This is a genomic window from Paenibacillus sp. JNUCC32 (assembly GCF_014863545.1).
Classification (GTDB): Bacteria; Bacillota; Bacilli; order Paenibacillales; family Paenibacillaceae; genus Paenibacillus_AQ; species Paenibacillus_AQ lautus_A.
This window is the reverse complement of the sequence record NZ_CP062260.1, coordinates 420,857-439,154: the sequence shown is the minus strand read 5'-3', so window position 1 is coordinate 439,154 and position 18,298 is coordinate 420,857. Positions and strand designations below refer to the sequence as shown.

Annotated in this window: 13 protein-coding genes and 1 other annotated feature; all 13 genes read right to left on the bottom strand. The window is 53.2% G+C overall.

Features of this window, described 5'->3' with window-relative positions:
- Nucleotides 1–158: 158 nt before the first annotated feature.
- Complete coding sequence (locus JNUCC32_RS01990; protein WP_192570927.1) at nt 159–1,259, bottom strand: NAD(P)H-dependent flavin oxidoreductase; 1,101 nt, start codon at nt 1,257–1,259, stop codon at nt 159–161.
- A gap of 297 nt (nt 1,260–1,556) precedes the next feature.
- Entirely contained in the window at nt 1,557–2,816 is a 1,260-nt protein-coding gene (gene tyrS, locus JNUCC32_RS01985) for a tyrosine--tRNA ligase (RefSeq protein ID WP_009591882.1), read from the bottom strand.
- Nucleotides 2,817–2,906: 90 nt separating this feature from the next.
- Nucleotides 2,907–3,139, bottom strand: a binding site (T-box leader).
- A gap of 117 nt (nt 3,140–3,256) precedes the next feature.
- On the bottom strand, nt 3,257–4,072 hold the full coding sequence (tetB(58), locus tag JNUCC32_RS01980; RefSeq protein WP_192570926.1) for a tetracycline efflux ABC transporter Tet(58) subunit B: 816 nt from the start codon (nt 4,070–4,072) through the stop codon (nt 3,257–3,259).
- A complete protein-coding gene (tetA(58), locus tag JNUCC32_RS01975) occupies nt 4,069–5,100 on the bottom strand; it encodes a tetracycline efflux ABC transporter Tet(58) subunit A (protein ID WP_192570925.1) in 1,032 nt (343 codons plus the stop codon). The genes tetB(58) and tetA(58) overlap by 4 nt, the downstream gene beginning before the upstream one ends.
- 307 nt (nt 5,101–5,407) lie before the next feature.
- A complete protein-coding gene (locus tag JNUCC32_RS01970) occupies nt 5,408–6,355 on the bottom strand; it encodes an ArsR/SmtB family transcription factor (protein ID WP_096776185.1) in 948 nt (315 codons plus the stop codon).
- A gap of 247 nt (nt 6,356–6,602) precedes the next feature.
- Nucleotides 6,603–8,000 carry a family 43 glycosylhydrolase gene (locus JNUCC32_RS01965; protein WP_192570924.1) on the bottom strand — a complete coding sequence of 466 codons (1,398 nt, stop codon included), beginning with the start codon at nt 7,998–8,000 and terminating at the stop codon, nt 6,603–6,605.
- A gap of 87 nt (nt 8,001–8,087) precedes the next feature.
- Nucleotides 8,088–9,830, bottom strand: a complete 1,743-nt coding sequence (locus JNUCC32_RS01960) for a glycoside hydrolase family 2 protein (protein WP_192570923.1) — start codon at nt 9,828–9,830, stop codon at nt 8,088–8,090.
- A 33-nt stretch (nt 9,831–9,863) separates the two neighbouring features.
- Complete coding sequence (locus JNUCC32_RS01955) at nt 9,864–10,868, bottom strand: aldose 1-epimerase (RefSeq protein ID WP_192570922.1); 1,005 nt, start codon at nt 10,866–10,868, stop codon at nt 9,864–9,866.
- Nucleotides 10,869–10,880: 12 nt separating this feature from the next.
- A complete protein-coding gene (locus JNUCC32_RS01950) occupies nt 10,881–12,659 on the bottom strand; it encodes a glycoside hydrolase family 2 protein (RefSeq protein ID WP_192570921.1) in 1,779 nt (592 codons plus the stop codon).
- A 51-nt stretch (nt 12,660–12,710) separates the two neighbouring features.
- Nucleotides 12,711–13,646 (bottom strand): carbohydrate ABC transporter permease, encoded by a 936-nt coding sequence (locus JNUCC32_RS01945; protein ID WP_192570920.1) that lies wholly within the window; start codon nt 13,644–13,646, stop codon nt 12,711–12,713.
- A gap of 15 nt (nt 13,647–13,661) precedes the next feature.
- Nucleotides 13,662–14,633 carry an ABC transporter permease gene (locus tag JNUCC32_RS01940; protein ID WP_090909282.1) on the bottom strand — a complete coding sequence of 324 codons (972 nt, stop codon included), beginning with the start codon at nt 14,631–14,633 and terminating at the stop codon, nt 13,662–13,664.
- A gap of 29 nt (nt 14,634–14,662) precedes the next feature.
- A complete protein-coding gene (locus JNUCC32_RS01935) occupies nt 14,663–16,396 on the bottom strand; it encodes a type 2 periplasmic-binding domain-containing protein (RefSeq protein ID WP_192570919.1) in 1,734 nt (577 codons plus the stop codon).
- Between the two features lie 779 nt (nt 16,397–17,175).
- Nucleotides 17,176–18,129, bottom strand: a complete 954-nt coding sequence (locus tag JNUCC32_RS01930) for a glycoside hydrolase family 43 protein (RefSeq protein WP_192570918.1) — start codon at nt 18,127–18,129, stop codon at nt 17,176–17,178.
- Nucleotides 18,130–18,298: the final 169 nt, after the last annotated feature.

Here is an 18,298-nt window from a genome sequence, read left to right as displayed (position 1 = left end):
AAATTAGTGAGAAGGTTTTATATGATGATCAAGCCATCCTTCAAGTTTGGCGGAGATACTTACGATTTCTGATAAAAGGCTGGCAGGCCATCCAAAGGTTCTTCCTTAGGCGGCCTGCTGCATAAATGAATTTCCTAAGTTTAGACGCATAACCTCTCTCAGCTCTCATCGTCGGAGTTGCGATATGGACAAATCAACAGTGCTTCTTGGATCGTCTCGGCTACGATATCTGCTGCGGATTGGCCCGAAGTGAGCCCTCTTGTGCCTTGCCCTGCCCATAAGGACATATATTCCGGATTGCTTTGGCGATTGGCGGCATTTCGTATGTCGCGGGTTACCGTATTCTGCGTAGGAAAAGGCAGCGGCTCTACGCCGCTTGCATCCCATTGCTTAATGAAGGCATTGCGGATGCCTCTCGCCGGCCGCCCCGAGAACGCTTTGGTAATGACCGTGCTCTCTTCCGTGCTGCGAAGCAGCGCTTGCTGGTAAACCTCATGCGCACCCGATTCGGCCGCCGTCAGAAAGCGCGTCCCCATCTGAACGGCTTGGGCGCCAAGAACAAGCGAGGCCACAAGTCCGCGTCCATCCATGACGCCCCCGGCGGCAATGACGGGAATCTTGACCCGGTCCACGATCTGCGGCACCAAAGCAAACGTTCCGATTTGGGCCCCCATCGGGTGCTCCGAAATATCAAACGTGCCCCGATGCCCCCCTGCTTCGCTGCCTTGGGCAACGACGGCGTCGCAGCCTGCTTGCTCGGCCAGGATAGCTTCGCGCACCGTGGTTGCCATCGCAACCACAAGCAGTTTAGCTTCTTTCGCTTGCCGCATAAGGGGCTCATCCGGAATACCGAATGCCGTGCTGATAACGGGCACCTTCTCTTCGAGCAGAACCGCGAATTGCTGCTCAAACCAATCGGGCGTTGTTACGTGATCCGACTCCGCATGGGGAATGCCAAGGTCGCCGCGCATCCGGTTTAACTCCTGTTGAACATCTTCGATTCGCTCCTGGCGATCCGAGGCCCGGGACGCAAAAAGGTTGACGGCAAAAGGTTGATCCGTCCGCTTGCGGATTTCCTGGATGCTATGGCGAATGGCGGCCGGCTCCATGTAAGCCGCACCCAGCGTACCGAGCCCGCCTGCGTTGGATACGGCGGCGACCAGCTCAACGGTTGTCGGCCCTCCGGCCATTCCAGCCAATATAAGCGGATAACGGATGCCAAACCGATCGCACAGCTCGGTCTGCAGTTGAATGTTCATGATATCATCTACCTCCTTTAACGCTACAGATATTATCCTATTAAAAGAGAGAAACTTTCAAATAAAAGAAAAACGCCAATCGACGTACCCTCTCGAAGACAGACCGCATACAGCATTTTTTTTGGCGAGATCAGGAGAGTAAGCCTTCGAAGTTTTTTCTCATCTCTAATATAAAGGCCAACCAGAAGATTCTGGCTAACCTGAATCATACGAAAGCCGCTAAGCACATGAAAAGTGTTTAGCGGCTTTTGCGGGTGCGTTCGTCCGGGGAGACCTATTTCCCTGATGGTTACCCTTCTAGGACATTTTCACCAAACTGTAGTTTTTCTTGCCCTTGCGAATGATGATAAACCGGCCGCCAATCGCCTGGTCGGCTGTCACCTCGTGGCCCAAATCGCTGACGCGTTCGCCGTTCATCGAGATCGCGCCTTTGGTGATATCCTCGCGCGCTTGCCGCTTGGAAGGCTCGATGCCCAGATCCACGAGCCAGTCCACGATATTCTTCGTTTCCGGCGTTGCTTCGAACGTCGGCATCTCCTTGAAGCCCTGCTCGATCTCATCGGCCGTGAGCGATTTAATATCGCCGCTGAACAGAGCCGCCGTGATGCGCTTGGCCTGCTCCAGCATCTCCTCGCCGTGCACGAATCTCGTCATTTCCTCGGCCAGCGTTTTTTGCGCTTCGCGTTTATGCGGCTCGCTCTGCACCTTTTCGGCCAGCTCGTCAATTTGCTCCTTGGTCAGGAAGGTGAAGTATTTCAAGTATTTGACGACGTCGCGGTCGTCGGTGTTCGCCCAGAACTGGTAGAACTCGAACGGCGTCGTTTTGTTCGGGTCAAGCCAGATCGCGCCGCCGGCCGTTTTGCCGAACTTCGTGCCGTCGGCCTTCAGCATGAGCGGTATGGTCAGGCCGAAGGCTTTGGCTTCGGGTCCTTCCTTCTTCCGGATCAAATCCAGTCCGCTTGTAATGTTGCCCCATTGGTCCGATCCGCCGATTTGCAGCTGCACGTCCTCATGCTGGTACAGATGCAGGTAATCGACCGACTGCAGGATTTGGTATGAGAATTCCGTAAACGAAATCCCGCTGTCAAGCCGGCTCGCAACCACGTCCTTCGCCAGCATCGAGTTAATGCTGAAGTTCTTCCCGTAATCGCGCAGGAATTCGATAATGTTGATCTTATGCGTCCAGTCGTAGTTGTTGACCATGCGGATTTGATTGTCGCCCTCCGTCACGAAGAGCTTTTTCATTTGTCCGGTGAGCGCGTCCACGTTAGCTTGAACCTGCTCCAGCGTCTGGAGGGAGCGCTCGGTTTGACGTCCGCTTGGATCCCCGATGGTGCCGGTCGCGCCCCCGATCAGAATGACCGGACGATGGCCGGCAAGCTGGAAGCGTTTGAGCATGATGAAGGGAATCAGGTGACCGATATGCATGCTGTCGCCCGTAGGATCCACGCCGCAGTACAGCGAAATCGACTTTTCATTCGTAAGCTCCCGGAGGCCTTCGGCATCCGTCTGTTGGTTGATCGCATCGCGCCATTCCAGTTCGTCGATAATATTCACAGCGTTAACACTCCTTCAATACATGATTTTTCCTTATAACGAAGCGCCCATCCGTTGAAAAACAAAAAATCGCCCCTTGTCTGTTACAGACATAGGGACGATTATTAACCGTGTTACCACCCAGATTGCACGAATGGTCTGCAGCGCTTGCCGCGCGCCATTCATGCCGCTCATTAGACGAGGTATCGTTCGCCGTTTCCGCTCGGCATTACCCGAGATACTCCAGAGTGTAATTCGCTGCGTTGGTATGTACCGGGTTCCATCGCCCCCCGGCTTTCTAGAACAGGGACCAAGCTGCTACTGGGCTCTTTCAACGTATGTCGCTTATAAGATTACAGACAGTATAGTGAATTAATAAATCGATGTCAACTCCGTTTTGGACGGACGTCCCGCTTACCCCGGCAGCATGGGTGAATACCGCCGGAGGTGTCCCCAGAATATTAGGTGCGGCGCATATATGCACGAACCGTGATCGGAGCAAAGATCGCCACGATGATCGCGGCGCCGACCAAGGATATCGTCAGATCCCAGCCCACGGTTCCGGAGTTCGTCAGATCCCGGACAGCCGTCACCAGATGCGATATCGGGTTGATGTTCACGAACCACTGCAGCCAGCCCGGCATCGTATCTACCGGCACGAAGGCGTTGGAGAGAAACGTGAGCGGAAACAGCACGATCATCGATATCCCCTGCACGCCGGAGGCGGATCTTGCAATCACGCCGAAGAACGCGAATATCCAGCTGATGGCCCATGAGCATACAATGACGATCAGCGCGGCAAGAGCAACGTAACCCAGGCCCCCGCCCGGGCGGTAACCCATGACGTATCCCATCGAAAAGGTAAGCACCGTTGCAATGGTATAACGAACGGTATCTGCCAGAAGGGCGCCTGCAAGCGGAGAAATTCGCGCAATCGGCAGCGACTTGAATCGGTCGAATACGCCTTTATCCATATCCTCGCGCAGCTGCACGCCCGTGACGACGGAGGTCGTAATCACGGTTTGAACGAGGATGCCGGGAATGATGACAGGCAAATAACTGGCCACGTCGCCGGAGATGGCGCCGCCAAAAATATAGGTGAACATCAGCGTGAAAATAATGGGCTGGAACGTAACGTCAAACAGCTGCTCGGGCGTGCGCCGGAGCTTCAGCAGACCCCGGTAGGCCATCGTCAACGAGTTTCGTACCGTCTGACCGAAACTCGTGCGGTTTTTAAGCCGGCGTTCCGTCCCCGATTTCATGATCGTGCTGCTCATACTCTTGTCACCTCTCTATCGTTGGGTTCATTAGACGATGGGACATCGTCTTCCTTCACGCCGTGGCCGGTGATCGTCAGGAACACCTCATCCAGGGTCGGCTTCTGCACGCTCATCTCGGACAAGCCGATGCCTGCCGTGCGCAGCTCGATCAACAGGTCTGTAACTAGACCCGCATTAGCCATCGGCGCCGTTATCTTTCCGGCTTCCGGCGATATGTTGGCATGAACGCCTAGCACCTGTTCCACGGTGTGGCGGGCGCGGCCCATATCCACTGCATCCTGGACGGTCAAGTGCAGCGAGGAAGTCCCTACCGACATCTTCAGTTCATCCGCCGTCCCCTCGGCCACGACCCGCCCGTAATCAATAACGGCGATCCGGTCTGCCAGTTGGTCCGCCTCCTCCAGATACTGCGTGGTCAGCAGCACCGTTGAGCCGGTCTTCACCAATCGGCGGATCGTATCCCACATCTGGGAACGCGTCCTTGGATCCAGCCCCGTCGTCGGTTCATCCAGGAAGATGAGCGGCGGCTGGGCAATGAGGCTTGCCGCCAGATCCAACCTTCTCCGCATGCCGCCTGAGAAATGTTTGAGCGGCCGTTTGGCGGCTTCCGACAACCCGAATTCTTCAAGCAGCTCACCCGCCTTTTGCCGTGCCTCCGTGCGTCCCAGCCCCAACAAGCGGGAGAAAATGATCAGATTCTCCGTAGCGCTGAGCGATTCATCCACCGAGGCGTACTGGCCGGTGACCCCGATCAACTGACGGACAATCTGCGATTCCGTCAGCACATCGTGCCCGAAGATTCGGGCCGAACCCGCATCCGGCTTTAGCAAGGTGGCCAGCATTCGGATGGTCGTCGTCTTGCCTGCGCCGTTCGGTCCCAACACGCCATAAATCGTACCGGCGCGCACGTTCAAATCCACGCCGTCCACGGCGCGGTTATCGCCGAACGTTTTGACCAGCCCGTAAGCCTCGACAGCCAAGTCGCCAGGGCTGTATTCCATGTTCCTTCTGTTTGCATGCTCCATTATGACTCCTCCTATTCGCTTAACAGATGATGTTTGGATCGTAACACCACTACTTAAACGGAATGTAAACCGGGAGAAGAATAGGCTCGAAAAATAAACCTCCTACCATCAGAGTCGGGGATCGGCAGTACACAACGCCCCTGCTGTCCCTAAACAAAAAAAGTGACAGCGCAGAAAAAATCACTGCACTGCCACCACGGTATGTCTTATCAGAAAAACGAAAATCCCCGTTGCCGAAATGCGTTACGGACGGTTCTTGTGCATCCACTGCAAAGCCTTCTTCACCCACTAGTGAACGTAAAACCTTTTAAAGCTCTTCCTCATCCTGATCCATCGTATATTTCACCTGCATGATGATATTCTGTTCGTGATCGCCAAACTGGCGGCCGAACAGATTCAGCCCTCCCTGGTTCACGGCATCGGGCTTGATGCCGATGCGCAGCCGCAGTTTGGGGCTTGCAGCAATATTCAGCTGATCCAAAGTAACGCTCGATATCTTCTCCATATCCAGCGTCGTTTTCTCATCATCCACGCGCCATATTTTCAGAAACCCGTATTGCGTTGCCCAATCGTACCACCAGTTCGGGTTCAGCTTGCCGCGGCGATCCCCGAAATCGCCGGGGCTTGTCCACATGCCGATCTCCACGCCATTGACCCACACCGAAATATTCGAAGGCCAGTTATGATCATAATTGGGGGCCTCGGAGCACATCTCCATGGACAGTTCCAGCGATTCGATTCGTGCTCCTGCCGGAATATCCATCGGCATCAAGTATTCCAGGTATCCCTTGCGAAGCCAGATGATCTGGGCATTCACGTGCTTGGGATGGTAAAAGCTCGCCGGCTCGTCTTCCTTGATGATGTACCCGTCCGCATTGGCCATTCCGCAGGTAGGCGCCACTTCGCAATCGCTGTAATGGCCGATCGGCATATCGACTTCATAGACATGCGTGACTCCCTTAGGAACCGAATTCTTCAAATTCAACGCAATATGGATATCATCATAATTCCGGCTGCACACTTTCATGGCCCCGCGCGAAGCCGGAAGCAATTCCGTATTGATTAACTCGGCCGCTTCCAGCACTTTGATGTTGCTCGCCACCGTCGAAACGGGAAGTTTGAGTTTCTCGGCGATTTCGATGATATTCAGGTTCTTGGAATTCAAGAGCCTCAGGATATCCACCCGAGAACGCGTTGACAAGGCATGAGCTACCGTGACCAGTCTTTCCGGGTCGTTAAAACCAAGTTCCAGCACAAATCCGCTCTCCTTTAAACATATTCATTACCTTTCATCTTATCTCTTAATGAATTGAAAAACAATCATGCTTGCAAGGGCTTACATCCATGATCTCCCCGCATTTTGCCATAGTGCATGAGCCTGGAAGCAGCGAAGAAAAACAGTCCCTTCCTAGCCAGAAATGGCTTCCGGGAGAACCGGAAGCCATCCATGATCGAGCTTGCTCAGCACTTCATTTTTCGGTTGACTAAGCCATCCGCTGGTCCTAATTCGCCGGCTTGATGTCGAAGAAGTCGATTTCTCCGTATCCTTCGCCTTTTGAAAAACGTATCGTGTTCACGCCGGCCTTTAACTGAACCCGCGCCGTGGACAAGCCCCAGTTCTCCCACCCTTTATTCGTAATATGGAATTTGTCGGCCGTTCCGGCATTCACGCTGAGCATAAGATGGGACCAATTCCCTCCGGCCGTTCCGTTTGCCGTGCGGGCCAGCAAAATGTAGTCGCCTGCGGACGGGGCATGCACCGAAAATTCCACGTAACTCTCCGGCGTATCGATATGCCCTGCTTTCATGCCTCCCGAGCCGTTAGGGCTTTGGGATGCATAGGCGACGCCGCCGAACGTTCCCTCCTCGCCTTCATATCGGGTGTGCGCCGCTTCGCCGGAAGGCAGCGCTATCGGAGCATTCGGATTCGCCGGCACGCCGAGGTTCGGAGTATGGTCGGCGTGCCATGTGAATTTCTGCGCTCGGACCTCACGGTTCCATCCCGCGTTGTTATATTTAGCGACATGGTATAGCATCCAGTCCTCCGTTCCGTCGGGTGACTTGGTAAACGAATGGTGACCCGGGCCGTACAGCCCGTTGCCGGACTTGAATATCGGCTGGCTGCGCTTGGTCCAGGAAGCCGGATTCAGCAAATCGCTGGTTGTGCTTGCCGTGATCAGGCCGAGGCAATAATCATTGGTCCAGCTTCCGCTTGCCGAGTACACCAGGCTGATGACGCCGCCGCGTACAATCACCTGGGGTCCTTCGTTTACATGCGGGGAATGATTCGTTTCCCAGCTGTGCGTAGGCCTCGCAATTTCGACGCGGCTTGAATCAATCGTCCAAGGGTTGCTCATATGGGCGATGTACAGATTCTGCCGCACATTGGTGTCCCCTTCCCAGCCAGACCAGATAAAATACAGCTGTCCGTTAACCTGCAGCACCGTGCCGTCAATCGCCCATTTGTTTGTCGGGTCCGTTATCTGGCCTTTGTACTGCCAGGTTCCCTGCGTCGGGTCCGCCGACGTGTTCTCCATGACATACATACGGTGGTTGACGTTATCCCCGTCATCCTTGGCATAGTAGATGTACCAGGCGCCATTGATGTAATGCAATTCGGGAGCCCAGATCCCGCAGCAGCCCGTTTCCACGACCCTCGTCGGAGCCGCGTCCACCGTGGTAAGCTGGGCGGACTTCCATATCGTCACGTTGCCTCCGGTCGTTTTCGTGAAGTAGTAAAAGCCGTCCGTGTGTTTATACACCCAAGGATCCGCTCCATCCTGCATGACCACGTTGTAAAAGTTGTTCTGAAGCGTGGCCGCATGCGTCGCCTGACCCATCGGAAGAATAAGAAATGCGCATATCGTGAGCAATAATTTATTCCGGTAATTCACCTTCATCCTTTCGTCACGTTCCTTTCGGATAATGTGCAATCATACACCAAACATGGTACAAGCCTACTTCAAGATACCGGTCATAATGGGCGCTTAATCCTCTATCGCGGCTTTGCGGGCGTTAATGCGGCGGATCACTTCAGGATCGAATTTCGATCGTCTGTCATAGGTGTACAACCCGTTCACTTCCTGCTCCACGTCGTACAGCTGGGTATAACAGAACCCGAACATCATGGGATGGTCCAGCAGCACGTTCGTTAACCCCGCATAACGCTCCAGAAACGCTTCTTCGGATGTCGGCCTGTCGCCGTAACCCCAAGACTTCTCGTCTTTCTGATCCGGATTCCACCAGATGCCTCCGTATTCGCTGATAAAATAAGGCTGGCCGCCATACTGCTGCCGATTCGGGAAGCTGTTGTATACCTCTCCACCGTTCTTCATCGGCTCATATCGCTGCTTGAACGTTTCGGGATTTTGGTCATAATCGTGGATATCGAAAATATCGGTCACCACATGGAAGTTGCCGCTCGTATCAATCACGGGGCGCGTCGGGTCCATTTTCTTCGTGACCTCGTATACAATGCGCAGCACATCGTTGTTTTGCTTGGCGCCGTCCCGGTCCCACGTCTCGTTGAACGGGCACCAGCCGATGAGGGCCGGATGATTGAAATCGCGTTCCATGCCGTCGAGCCATTCCGGCAGGAAATGGGACAATCCCTCGGAAGTGGTAATGTCCAGCCCCCAATTCGCATGTTCCCCCCATACCAGATACCCTAACCGGTCCGCCCAATACAGAAAGCGCGGTTCGAATATCTTCTCGTGAAGCCTGGCGCCGTTAAAGCCCAGTCCCATGGAAATTTCGATGTCTTTGCGGAGATCCTCATCGCTTGGAGCCGTATAGACTCCATCCGGATAGAAGCCTTGGTCCAGCACAAGGCGCTGAAATACGGATTTGCCGTTGATGCGGAAAGCCATGCCGTCCAGCATGACGGTTCGGAGGCCGAAATATGATTGGACAGTATCGCTCGCCTGGCCATCTCCTTGCAGTGATAATTCCAGATCGTACAGCCTGGCCTGACCCGTTTCCCACAAATGGACCTCCGACAGTGGAATGGTGAGTTTGACGGACGGCCCGGATACGACAGCACTTGCATTCCCTACCGCATTCCCCTCATACAAGGCGGATGCGGTCAGTTTATGGCCTGCTGCGTTCCCGTCGATTTTAATCTCGAGGTGGGCACAGCCATTATCCGGGTCACCCACCAGCTTCATGTCGGACATATAAACCTGCGGCACTTGCTCCAGCCATACCGTTTGCCAAATCCCCGTCGTGCGGGTGTAATCGCAGCCATGCGAATAGAAGCGTCCGCTTTGCTTTCCGCGCGGCTGGCGTCCGGAACGGACATCGTCTTCCGCGCAGACGGTAACGATATTCTCGCCCGGCTTCACATGCGATGTGATATCAAAACTGAAAGGCGTATATCCCCCGCGATGCGTTCCTACGGATACTCCGTTTACCCAGACTTCGGTTTCATAATCCACCGCCCCGAAGTGAAGCAGAATTCTGCCATTCCAATCCTTGGGGACCTCGAACTCACGCTTATACCAGACCGCTGCCATGAAATCCTTATACTCAACGCCGGACAGCTTGCTTTCGGGACAGAATGGAACGGTGATCGTTCCGGACAGCTCATGTCCCGGTTCATGGAGTCCGCGCTCCTTCCCGCTCCGGCCATGGTCGATTTCGAATTGCCATGAACCGTTCAGATTGATCCATTGCGGCCTTACCCATTGCGGGCGAGGGTATTCGGGACGAGGTAGTGTTAATTGAGTCATGTCGAACTCCTTTTTATTATGTTTAATTGGGCTTTAGCCCCGGCTTTCCTTGACGTACAGCCGGCTGGTCTCTTCCCAGATTTCGTTCGGCTCGAGACTGAAGCACCCGATTTCTTCGGAAGGCATATCCATATTGGGGGCATTGACCAGGTTGATCTGCGGCTCAGGGCAAAAGAATCCCTCGGTCGCTTGGTTGTTCCAGATCATCCATTGCTTGTAGGAAGTGCCCACGTCATAAACCAGAGTGACCTTCCCGGCCTCATCGGTAAGCTCCATCCGGTTCCTTCCGTTCTGGGGCTCGGCGGTATAGTGATTGTCCATGCTTTCGAAGAACGGATAAACGCCTGCGCCTTGCATGGCCCGTTCATTCGCGGACAGTTCCTGATGGGAGCCAGTGGGGAGCATTCGCCCATCCAGCTCCCATCGCTTCCCGACGGTCAGCTTTAAGCGGTAATCCCGGGCGTCGCCCCCCTCGGCAAACGGCGCGTTAACGGATGTATGAAACGCCAGCAAACACGGCATGGCTTCCGTGCCCATATTGGTGATCAATACCCGCTGAGACAATCCCTGATCGCTTAAGCCGTAGCGAAGCTGAATGCGGAACCGGAACGGAAAGTGTTCGAATATCGGATGCTGTTCGTCTACGCGGACGGACACGGTCACATAAGCTTCCTGCCCGGTATGCCCGTATTCGTCCACCTCCCATGGAATGTTGTACAGAAATCCATGCAGGTGATGTCCCGTCGCCTCTTCATTGACCGGAAGCTGAAGAATTTTGCCGTTCCACCGGAACCGGCCATCTTGATACCGGTTCGGGGGAAACAATACCGGAATGCCGTGAATCATCGGCCTTGCTTTGAATGCCGGCATTTCCTCCGGCGTCGGCTCATGCAGAAACCGGTAGCCCTTTTCGATGTCCCGAAACGCTATCAAATTACCGCCGATATCCGGGAGCATGACCGCTTCATAAGCTCCTGCCCGCAGAAACACGGCTTTCTCGTTATGGTATACGCCTTCATAGGCATTCGTCCCGCCCATTTTATGTGCCTCCTATTGTCCCGTCATGATTTTGCGAATGGTTTCGAGCGGCGCCTTCGGCTTACGGTCATACGTAAGCAGGCCGTTGATTTCCTGCTCGACGTCCGTCAGCTGCGTGTAGCAGTATCCCTGGATCACCGGGGAAGAGAACATCGGATCCACCACGGCTTTGAGCCGGATCAGATAATCCTCCTCGTTCTCGGCTCCGGAATACCCCCAGCCCTCCCATTCGCTCTTCTTGAAGGCTATGCCGCCAAACTCCGATACGAGAATGGGTTGGCCGTCATAGGAAGCGCCGCCGACGAATATTCTTCGGTTCGCCGGCATGGCTTCCACCGCGGACGCGGCTGTTGCATACCGTTCTTCCAGCACTTCCTGGCGGCTCTCATAATCGTGAATGGTGACCAAGTCCGTGGTCATATGCTCCCATCCGTCGTTATATACAACCGGTCTGCTATCGTCTAACGACTTCGTTAGATGGTACATGGCGAGCCCATGCTGCTGCTGGCGCTTATCCATCTGCACATTGGGAACACCCCAGCTTTCATTCAGCGGGACCCAGGTGATGATGCAGGGATGGTTATAATCCCGCTCGATGATCTCCTGCCATTCCGCCGTGAAACGGCGAACATACGACTCGGAATATTCGTACGCGTTGGCCGCCTCGCTCCATAACAGCAGGCCGAGCTTGTCGCACCAGTACAGGAATCTGGGGTCCTCCGTTTTCTGGTGCTTTCTCACGCCGTTGAATCCCATTTCCTTCGCCAGCTCCACGTCGCGCTTCAAAGCCTCATCCGACGGCGCCGTCAGGATTCCCTCGGGAAAATAACCTTGATCCAGCACCAGCCGCTGGAAATACGGGCGATTGTTCAGGCACAGTTTGCCGTTCTCGATCGATACCTTCCGCATCCCGAAATAGCTGGATACCTGGTCAACGACGTCTCCATCCTGAACAAGGCGGAATTCGATGGTATATAAATTCGGATGCTCCGGACTCCACAGGCGTCCCAGGCCATGGTCCGTAAAATCGCTGAGGCCGATGGTCCGCAGCTGCTCCGCGCTGCGAATGGCATATTGATCTTCGGCAACACACTCGCCCTGATAGGATACGGTGATCTGCAGCTTGAGATCCTCCGTCGCCTTGTAGCCTTCAAGGAAGGTCCGGATGCGAATTTCGTTGCGGTCGATATCGGGCGTCATCATCGTTTTGCCCAAGTGTACCGGGGATACCGGCTCCAACCACACGCTTTGCCAGATGCCGGTCGTACGGGTGTAGAAGATGCTTGCCGAGTGCTCAAGCCAGTATTGTTTGCCTCGCGGCAGGGTGACGTCGCGGCTGAAATCTTCCGCCCGCAGCACGAGCGTGTTGCTTCCTTTCACGAGCGAAGCCGTAATGTCGGCCTGGAATGGCGTATGCCCGCCTTCATGCATGGCTACCAAGTGCCCGTTTACCCATACTTTGGCCAAATAATCCACGGCGCCGAAATGAAGCACGATCCTCTTTCCGTTCCAGTCCTGCGGAATTTCGAACGTTCTGCGGTACCACACGATATCATGAAAGGAAGGGTCGTCGATGCCGCTCAGCTTGCTTTGAAACGTAAAGGGAACGTTGATCTTCCTCGTAAAGGAAGCCTGCGCTTCCGCATGATACCACCCTGCATCCTCGCCGATGGCTTCATCGTCAAAACTGAAATCCCATTCTCCATTGAGGGTTAACCACTCTTTGCGCTGAAACTGGGGCCTCGGATATTCGCTGCGAACCGTTTGTGCCTTGCTAACTTCTGTCGTCAAGATGCTGCTCACTCCTAATGATTCAGTCTCTCTATCTGCTTGTTTGAACGCCTAGCCTTTGATCGAACCGACATAAACGCCTTTCACGAAATACTTTTGCAGGAACGGATACACCAACAATATAGGCACCGTCGAAACCACGATCGCGCAATATTTAACCAGCTCCCGGAACGCGGTCGAGCTCTGGGCGCTGTTAATGACGACCCCGCCCGCGCTGCCGATCGTGGTGGCCGTTGAATCGTTGGCGACCAGGATTTCCTTCATTAACAGCTGTAACGGGAACAATTCCCTATCCTTCAGCAGGACCATCGCGTTAAACCAGGAGTTCCAATTGCCGACCAAATAGTACAGGAAGATTACGGCCAGCGTCGCCTTCGACAGCGGCAGGATCACCGTGATCAGGATGTTGGCCTGGCTTGCGCCGTCGATCAGTGCCGCTTCTTCCAGCTCTCTCGGAATCGATTGGAATCCGGTCCTTAGAATGATGATGTTCCATGTGCTTAAAGCGGTCGGCAGAATCATGGCCCACAAATTGTTGTATAAGCCGATGTCCTTCATTAACAGGAACCAGGGAATCAGCCCTCCGCCAAAGAACATCGTGATCGTAATCATGACCATGATGTAATTCTTGAAATACAAGTCCCGCCTGGACAGCACGTAAGCGCCCAATATCGTCATGACCATATTGACCAAGGTGCCCAGTCCAACGTAAATGATCGTATTCAGGTATCCCCTGAGCAGGCTGTTGTCCTTAAACACCAGCTTGTAACCGTCGAGCGTGAATCCCAGCGGTTTGAACAATACCCCTCGATGAGCCACCAAAGCGCCGGGATCGCTGACGGAAGCGAACAAGATATGCAATATGGGATAAAAGCACACCAACGTTAAAGCGGTTAACAGCGTATAGTTCGTAAAGTCGAATACGCGGTCCCCGATGCTTTTATACTTCCTGCTTCGTTTCACTTTGAGTTGCTTGATTTCCTCCATAACCTTCCCTCTCTCTTACCATAAGCTGGATTCAGATCTGCGCTTCACGATGGTATTCGTCATCCATAACAGCCCGAAATTGACGATGGAGCTTACTAAGCCGACGGCAGTGGAATAACTCAGGCTCGCTTCCCTCAAGCCCCTTCGGTAAACATAGGAAGCGATGACATCCGCCGTATCGTAGATCAAAGGATTGTAGAGCAGGATGATTTTCTCGTAGCCGGAAGCCATCAATCCGCCGATCGCAAAGATAAACAGTATGATGATGACCGGGCTGATCTGAGGCAGCGTAATGTACCACATTTTTTTCACCCTGCCGACCCCGTCGATATCGGCCGCTTCATATAACGAAGGATCGATGGAGCTCATCGCAGCCAGGTAAATGATGCTGTCCCAGCCGATGCTCTGCCAGATTCCGGAAAAGGTATAAATCGGCCGGAACAAATTGGAGTATCCGAGAAGGGACGAATAGTCTTTTCCCGTTATGAAGGAAAGCAGCTGCGTAACGACTCCCTCATTGGACGTAAAGATGTGAATGATCCCGCACACGACCACCAGGGAAATAAAATGCGGCATGTACGTGATGGTTTGCACGGTCCGCTTGAACTTGGAAGAACGGACTTCATTCAGCAGCAAGGCCAGGATGATCGGTGCCGTAAATCCAAAGACGATTCCCCATACATTCAGCAGGAGCGTATTCTTGACGACCCTCCAAAAATAGGGTCCTGAGAAAAAATCGATGAAATGCTTGAAGCCCACCCAATCGCTGTCCGCGAAGCCCAGCAAAGGCTTGAAATCCTTGAATGCGATCATGACGCCCCACATCGGCCCGTAGCAGAAGATCAAGAACCACGCCACGACGGGAAGGGCCATCAGATAAACGAACCAGTTCTTTTTCAGGTCCTTTTGAATCAAGCGCTTGGTGTTCTTAGGCTCCGAGGGTGTCCGGACATGGTCTATTCCCCTGTTTTTTCGTAAAATCTCCATGAATCAACCACCTGTTCTTATTATGAAAACTATCGTTGGTTATACCGATCCAAGGCTGCCTGATGGAGACTCAAAAATTCGTCCAGCCCCATGCTTTGCGCTTCCTTCAAAAATTTATCGTAAGCATCGACCGGCAATTCGCCCATGATGATCTTCGCGAAATATTCTCCGCGCAGCGTGGACAACTGGTTCCCAAGCTCGGCTTCGCGCGAGGCCTCTTCCTTCGTAAACGTGATCGGCGGCATCGCCATGCTGGTGTCCATGTTCTCCGTCCAGTCCTGGCGAATATCTCCGGAATAGCTGCCTTTCGCCGTGATCAACGGATTGGCATTGTGCTCGTCGCGGATATTCGGCCAACTATGCCAGCGGTATTTCCAAAGCGTGACGTCTACCGGCTGACCGTCCGGATCATTGTACATATAACTGTTTTCCGGATAATAAGGCATTCCTTGCTCATCCACCAAGTGCACGGTGCCGTACTCCCCGAAGTTGATCAGCTCCCAGCCTTTCTTGGAATAGTTGAAATCCAGCCATGCCATAGCGGCTTCGACATTTTTGCTCTGGGTAGTAATGGCTGCACTGGTTCCGGTTCTTTTGAAGTTTTTGTAGGTGGTCGCGGATTTGTCTCCTTCATTCAGAACCGGATTCAGCGCCCCCACGAAATCAATGTCGTTCTGCACTTTCCAATAACTCCACATTGTATCCGGGGAATCCATCATCACGGCCGTATCGTCGGAAATCGCGCTGGCCATCCGTTGATTGAAATCGGCGGTAGCCCAGTCCCGATTCAGCAGGCCTTCCTTGTTCCACTTTTGCATCGTTGCGAGATATTCCTTGGCTTTCGGCTGTGCAGGCCCCCAAGCAGCCTTGCCGTTCTCGTCCACGAAGGTCCAATCCCAGACGCCATATGCGCCATTAATAATGCCGGTAAAAATTTGGCCGTACGTCGAGCCGTAATTCAGCGGCGCCTTATATCCGACTTCTTTGCTTTTTTTCAGGAACTCATACCATTCGTCTATCGTGTTCGGGACTGGAAGTCCCGTCTTATCCAGCGCCTCCTGCTTGATCAGCATGCCGAACCAGGTCCATTCGGAATACGGCGCGATGCCGTAGAAGCCCAGCAGCCTGCCGTCGTCGGTCACGGTCGTTTTTCTTCTCGTTTCGTCCGAGTTCCGCCATGCCGTATAATTCGGAGCGTGCTTTTCCATCAGGTCGGTGAGATCGAGGTAAGCGCCATCGTTGACCCCTGCTTCGAAGCCTCCCGGATAACGGCCCGGGTCAATAATGATGTCCGGCAGCTCGCCGGAGGAGATCATCAAGGTAAATGCATCGGCTTCCTGTCCGACCGGCGGCGTAATGAAGTTTACTTTGATGCCGGTGAGCTTCTCCACCTGCTTCTGAACCAAGTGATTATTCATATCCGGGATGTTGGAGTTGGCAGGCATCCAAACATCCAGCACCACATCGCCCTTGACCGGATATGCGGAATAATCGCTTGGAATGACTTCGTCAAATACATCTCCGAGGTATGTATCATTCAGCGTGCCGTTGACCTCATCGATTTGCTCCTGCGTCGGTGCTTTATTTCCGCGTATATCGCCGCTGATATCCTCGAACGTCACCTCATTCTTCTCTACTTCTTCCTCTTGGGTTACGGTGTTGTCAGGCTTGTCATTTGCCTTGCCGCTGCAAGCGGTTACCGTCGAAATAATCAGGATGGATATGAATAACAAAGTGAAAAAACGCTTCATCGTTCCGTTCATGCTTAACCTCCCATGATATGAATAATTGCGAGCACCCCGCCGCTGCGCTCTAGAGGATCCATATGCCGTCGTTATTCAGGGGGCGTCCGGTTTTAAGGCTTTTATCTGTCTTTTTTAATCCTTCGAAGCTAGTGTCTCCTTGTGTCAAGGCATCTTCATGTCTTTGAAAGCCTTTGTCTCTTCTAATTGGCAAAATCCCGTTTCTGCTCCATCAGCTTCGCTTCATGTTCAACGCTTCATGTCTTTTCAGGCTGATGCATGACAAGGGTCATTCGCGGTCTAAGCACCTCCGCCCTGACACGATCCTCTTCATCATGGCCATTGGATATGGCTCCCCTTTCACATGTGAAATTGATGAAACTGACAGCTGTTGCACATCCATTTAATACAATTATTCTGTATCTTTAACCGAAGTATAAGCATACAACCCCATTCTGTCAACGCTTTCATACACAATTTTCGTAACTAAATTTGTGAATTATCCAAAAAAATATTTTGATAATGAGAATAACGGGAATAATGAGATGCACAAAAACTCCTTTTGAATTAAGGGGTTTTCATGAAATTCCGTTATTTTCATATATTTTCGCGGTTCTCGTCATACAAGTGCATCTCTTCGTAATAAACCCCCATTCATTACAGATATATTGTAATAAATAGGGGTTTATATAGATCAAATACTATGGTTATTCGCTTACACCAGCCTGGTTACCACTCGCTCTCAACCATGTTTACACTGCGATCCCTTGCATGTTCGGGAGGTTGTGAATCCGCATACATTATTCTCCGGACGGTTTGGCCAAGGCATCCGACTCGCCGGCCGGTACGCCGAAATCCGGAGTTCCATCCGGCTTCCAGCCGAATTTCTGGATGCGGGTCGACCGCAAGGCCGTCTCGACGCCAGGCGCGGGCAGCGCATGGTAAACGATCCAATCCTCCTTGCCATCCGGCGATTGCGTGAAGCTATTGTGACCGGTCGCGTACACTCCGTTTTCCACGCTTTTGCAAAATACGGGCTGCATCGATTTGGTCCAGGATTCCGGATCCATCGGATCCCCGTTTTCTTCCATCGTGAGCATGCCCAGCGAATAATCCTCCGACCAAGTGGTGCTGGCCGAGTACACCATAAAGATGCGGCCGTTCCGCCGAAGAATGACCGGTCCTTCGTTAATCGCCATTCCGCCTTGTTTTTCCCAGGACAGGGTCGGAGCCGTGAGCAATACATGGTCCCCCGTCAATGTCCAAGGGTTCGACATGCGCATGATGTAGATCGCGGACCCGTAATCCGGGAAATGGCCATATCCGGCATACAGGAAATAATGCTGGTTGCCTGCGGTCATGACCGTGCCGTCCAAGCCGGGGACGGGGGTCGGCAGCGCGCCTTTCCAAGCCCATTGTCCCTCCATCGGATCAGCCTCGGCGTTCTCCAGCACGCATATTTGGCGGGACTCATCCCCTCCTCCGTCATTCGCCGTGAAATAGATGTACCATTTGTTGTCCAAACGATGAATTTCCGGCGCCCATAGGTTATGGCTGTACCTTCCCCCGGGTTCCGGAGTCCAGATCGTTTTCTTCCGTCCTTCCGCAAGGCCGGTTAAGGTTGCGGATTGCGTCAGTTCCAGATGATCGCGTTTCGTCGACATAAAGTAATAATAGCCGTCCGTATGCTTCCATACCCAAGGATCGGCTGCCTGCTCTACGATCGGATTGTTGAATGTTGGTCCATTCACCATCTTCGAATCCCCCTTATCCCTAGACATTCCTGGTTTTGATCAACACTACGGCAATTCAACCCTTGACTCCTTGAGCTCCCCACACCTCCCGCAAAAAGTTAAACCCAATCTTACTGATGTCTTCCAGCCTTGTCTATACGCAAATTTACGAGATTTATCGCGTTAGATT

What these genes read in the sequence shown, in the direction of transcription:
- JNUCC32_RS01990 (WP_192570927.1), bottom strand. Translation starts at nt 1,259, where the DNA reads ATGAACATTCAACTGCAGACCGAGCTGTGCGATCGGTTTGGCATCCGT.
- JNUCC32_RS01965 (WP_192570924.1), bottom strand. Translation starts at nt 8,000, where the DNA reads ATGAAGGTGAATTACCGGAATAAATTATTGCTCACGATATGCGCATTT.
- JNUCC32_RS01960 (WP_192570923.1), bottom strand. Translation starts at nt 9,830, where the DNA reads ATGACTCAATTAACACTACCTCGTCCCGAATACCCTCGCCCGCAATGG.
- JNUCC32_RS01955 (WP_192570922.1), bottom strand. Translation starts at nt 10,868, where the DNA reads ATGGGCGGGACGAATGCCTATGAAGGCGTATACCATAACGAGAAAGCC.
- JNUCC32_RS01945 (WP_192570920.1), bottom strand. Translation starts at nt 13,646, where the DNA reads ATGGAGGAAATCAAGCAACTCAAAGTGAAACGAAGCAGGAAGTATAAA.
- JNUCC32_RS01940 (WP_090909282.1), bottom strand. Translation starts at nt 14,633, where the DNA reads ATGGAGATTTTACGAAAAAACAGGGGAATAGACCATGTCCGGACACCC.
- JNUCC32_RS01935 (WP_192570919.1), bottom strand. Translation starts at nt 16,396, where the DNA reads ATGAACGGAACGATGAAGCGTTTTTTCACTTTGTTATTCATATCCATC.
- JNUCC32_RS01930 (WP_192570918.1), bottom strand. Translation starts at nt 18,129, where the DNA reads ATGGTGAATGGACCAACATTCAACAATCCGATCGTAGAGCAGGCAGCC.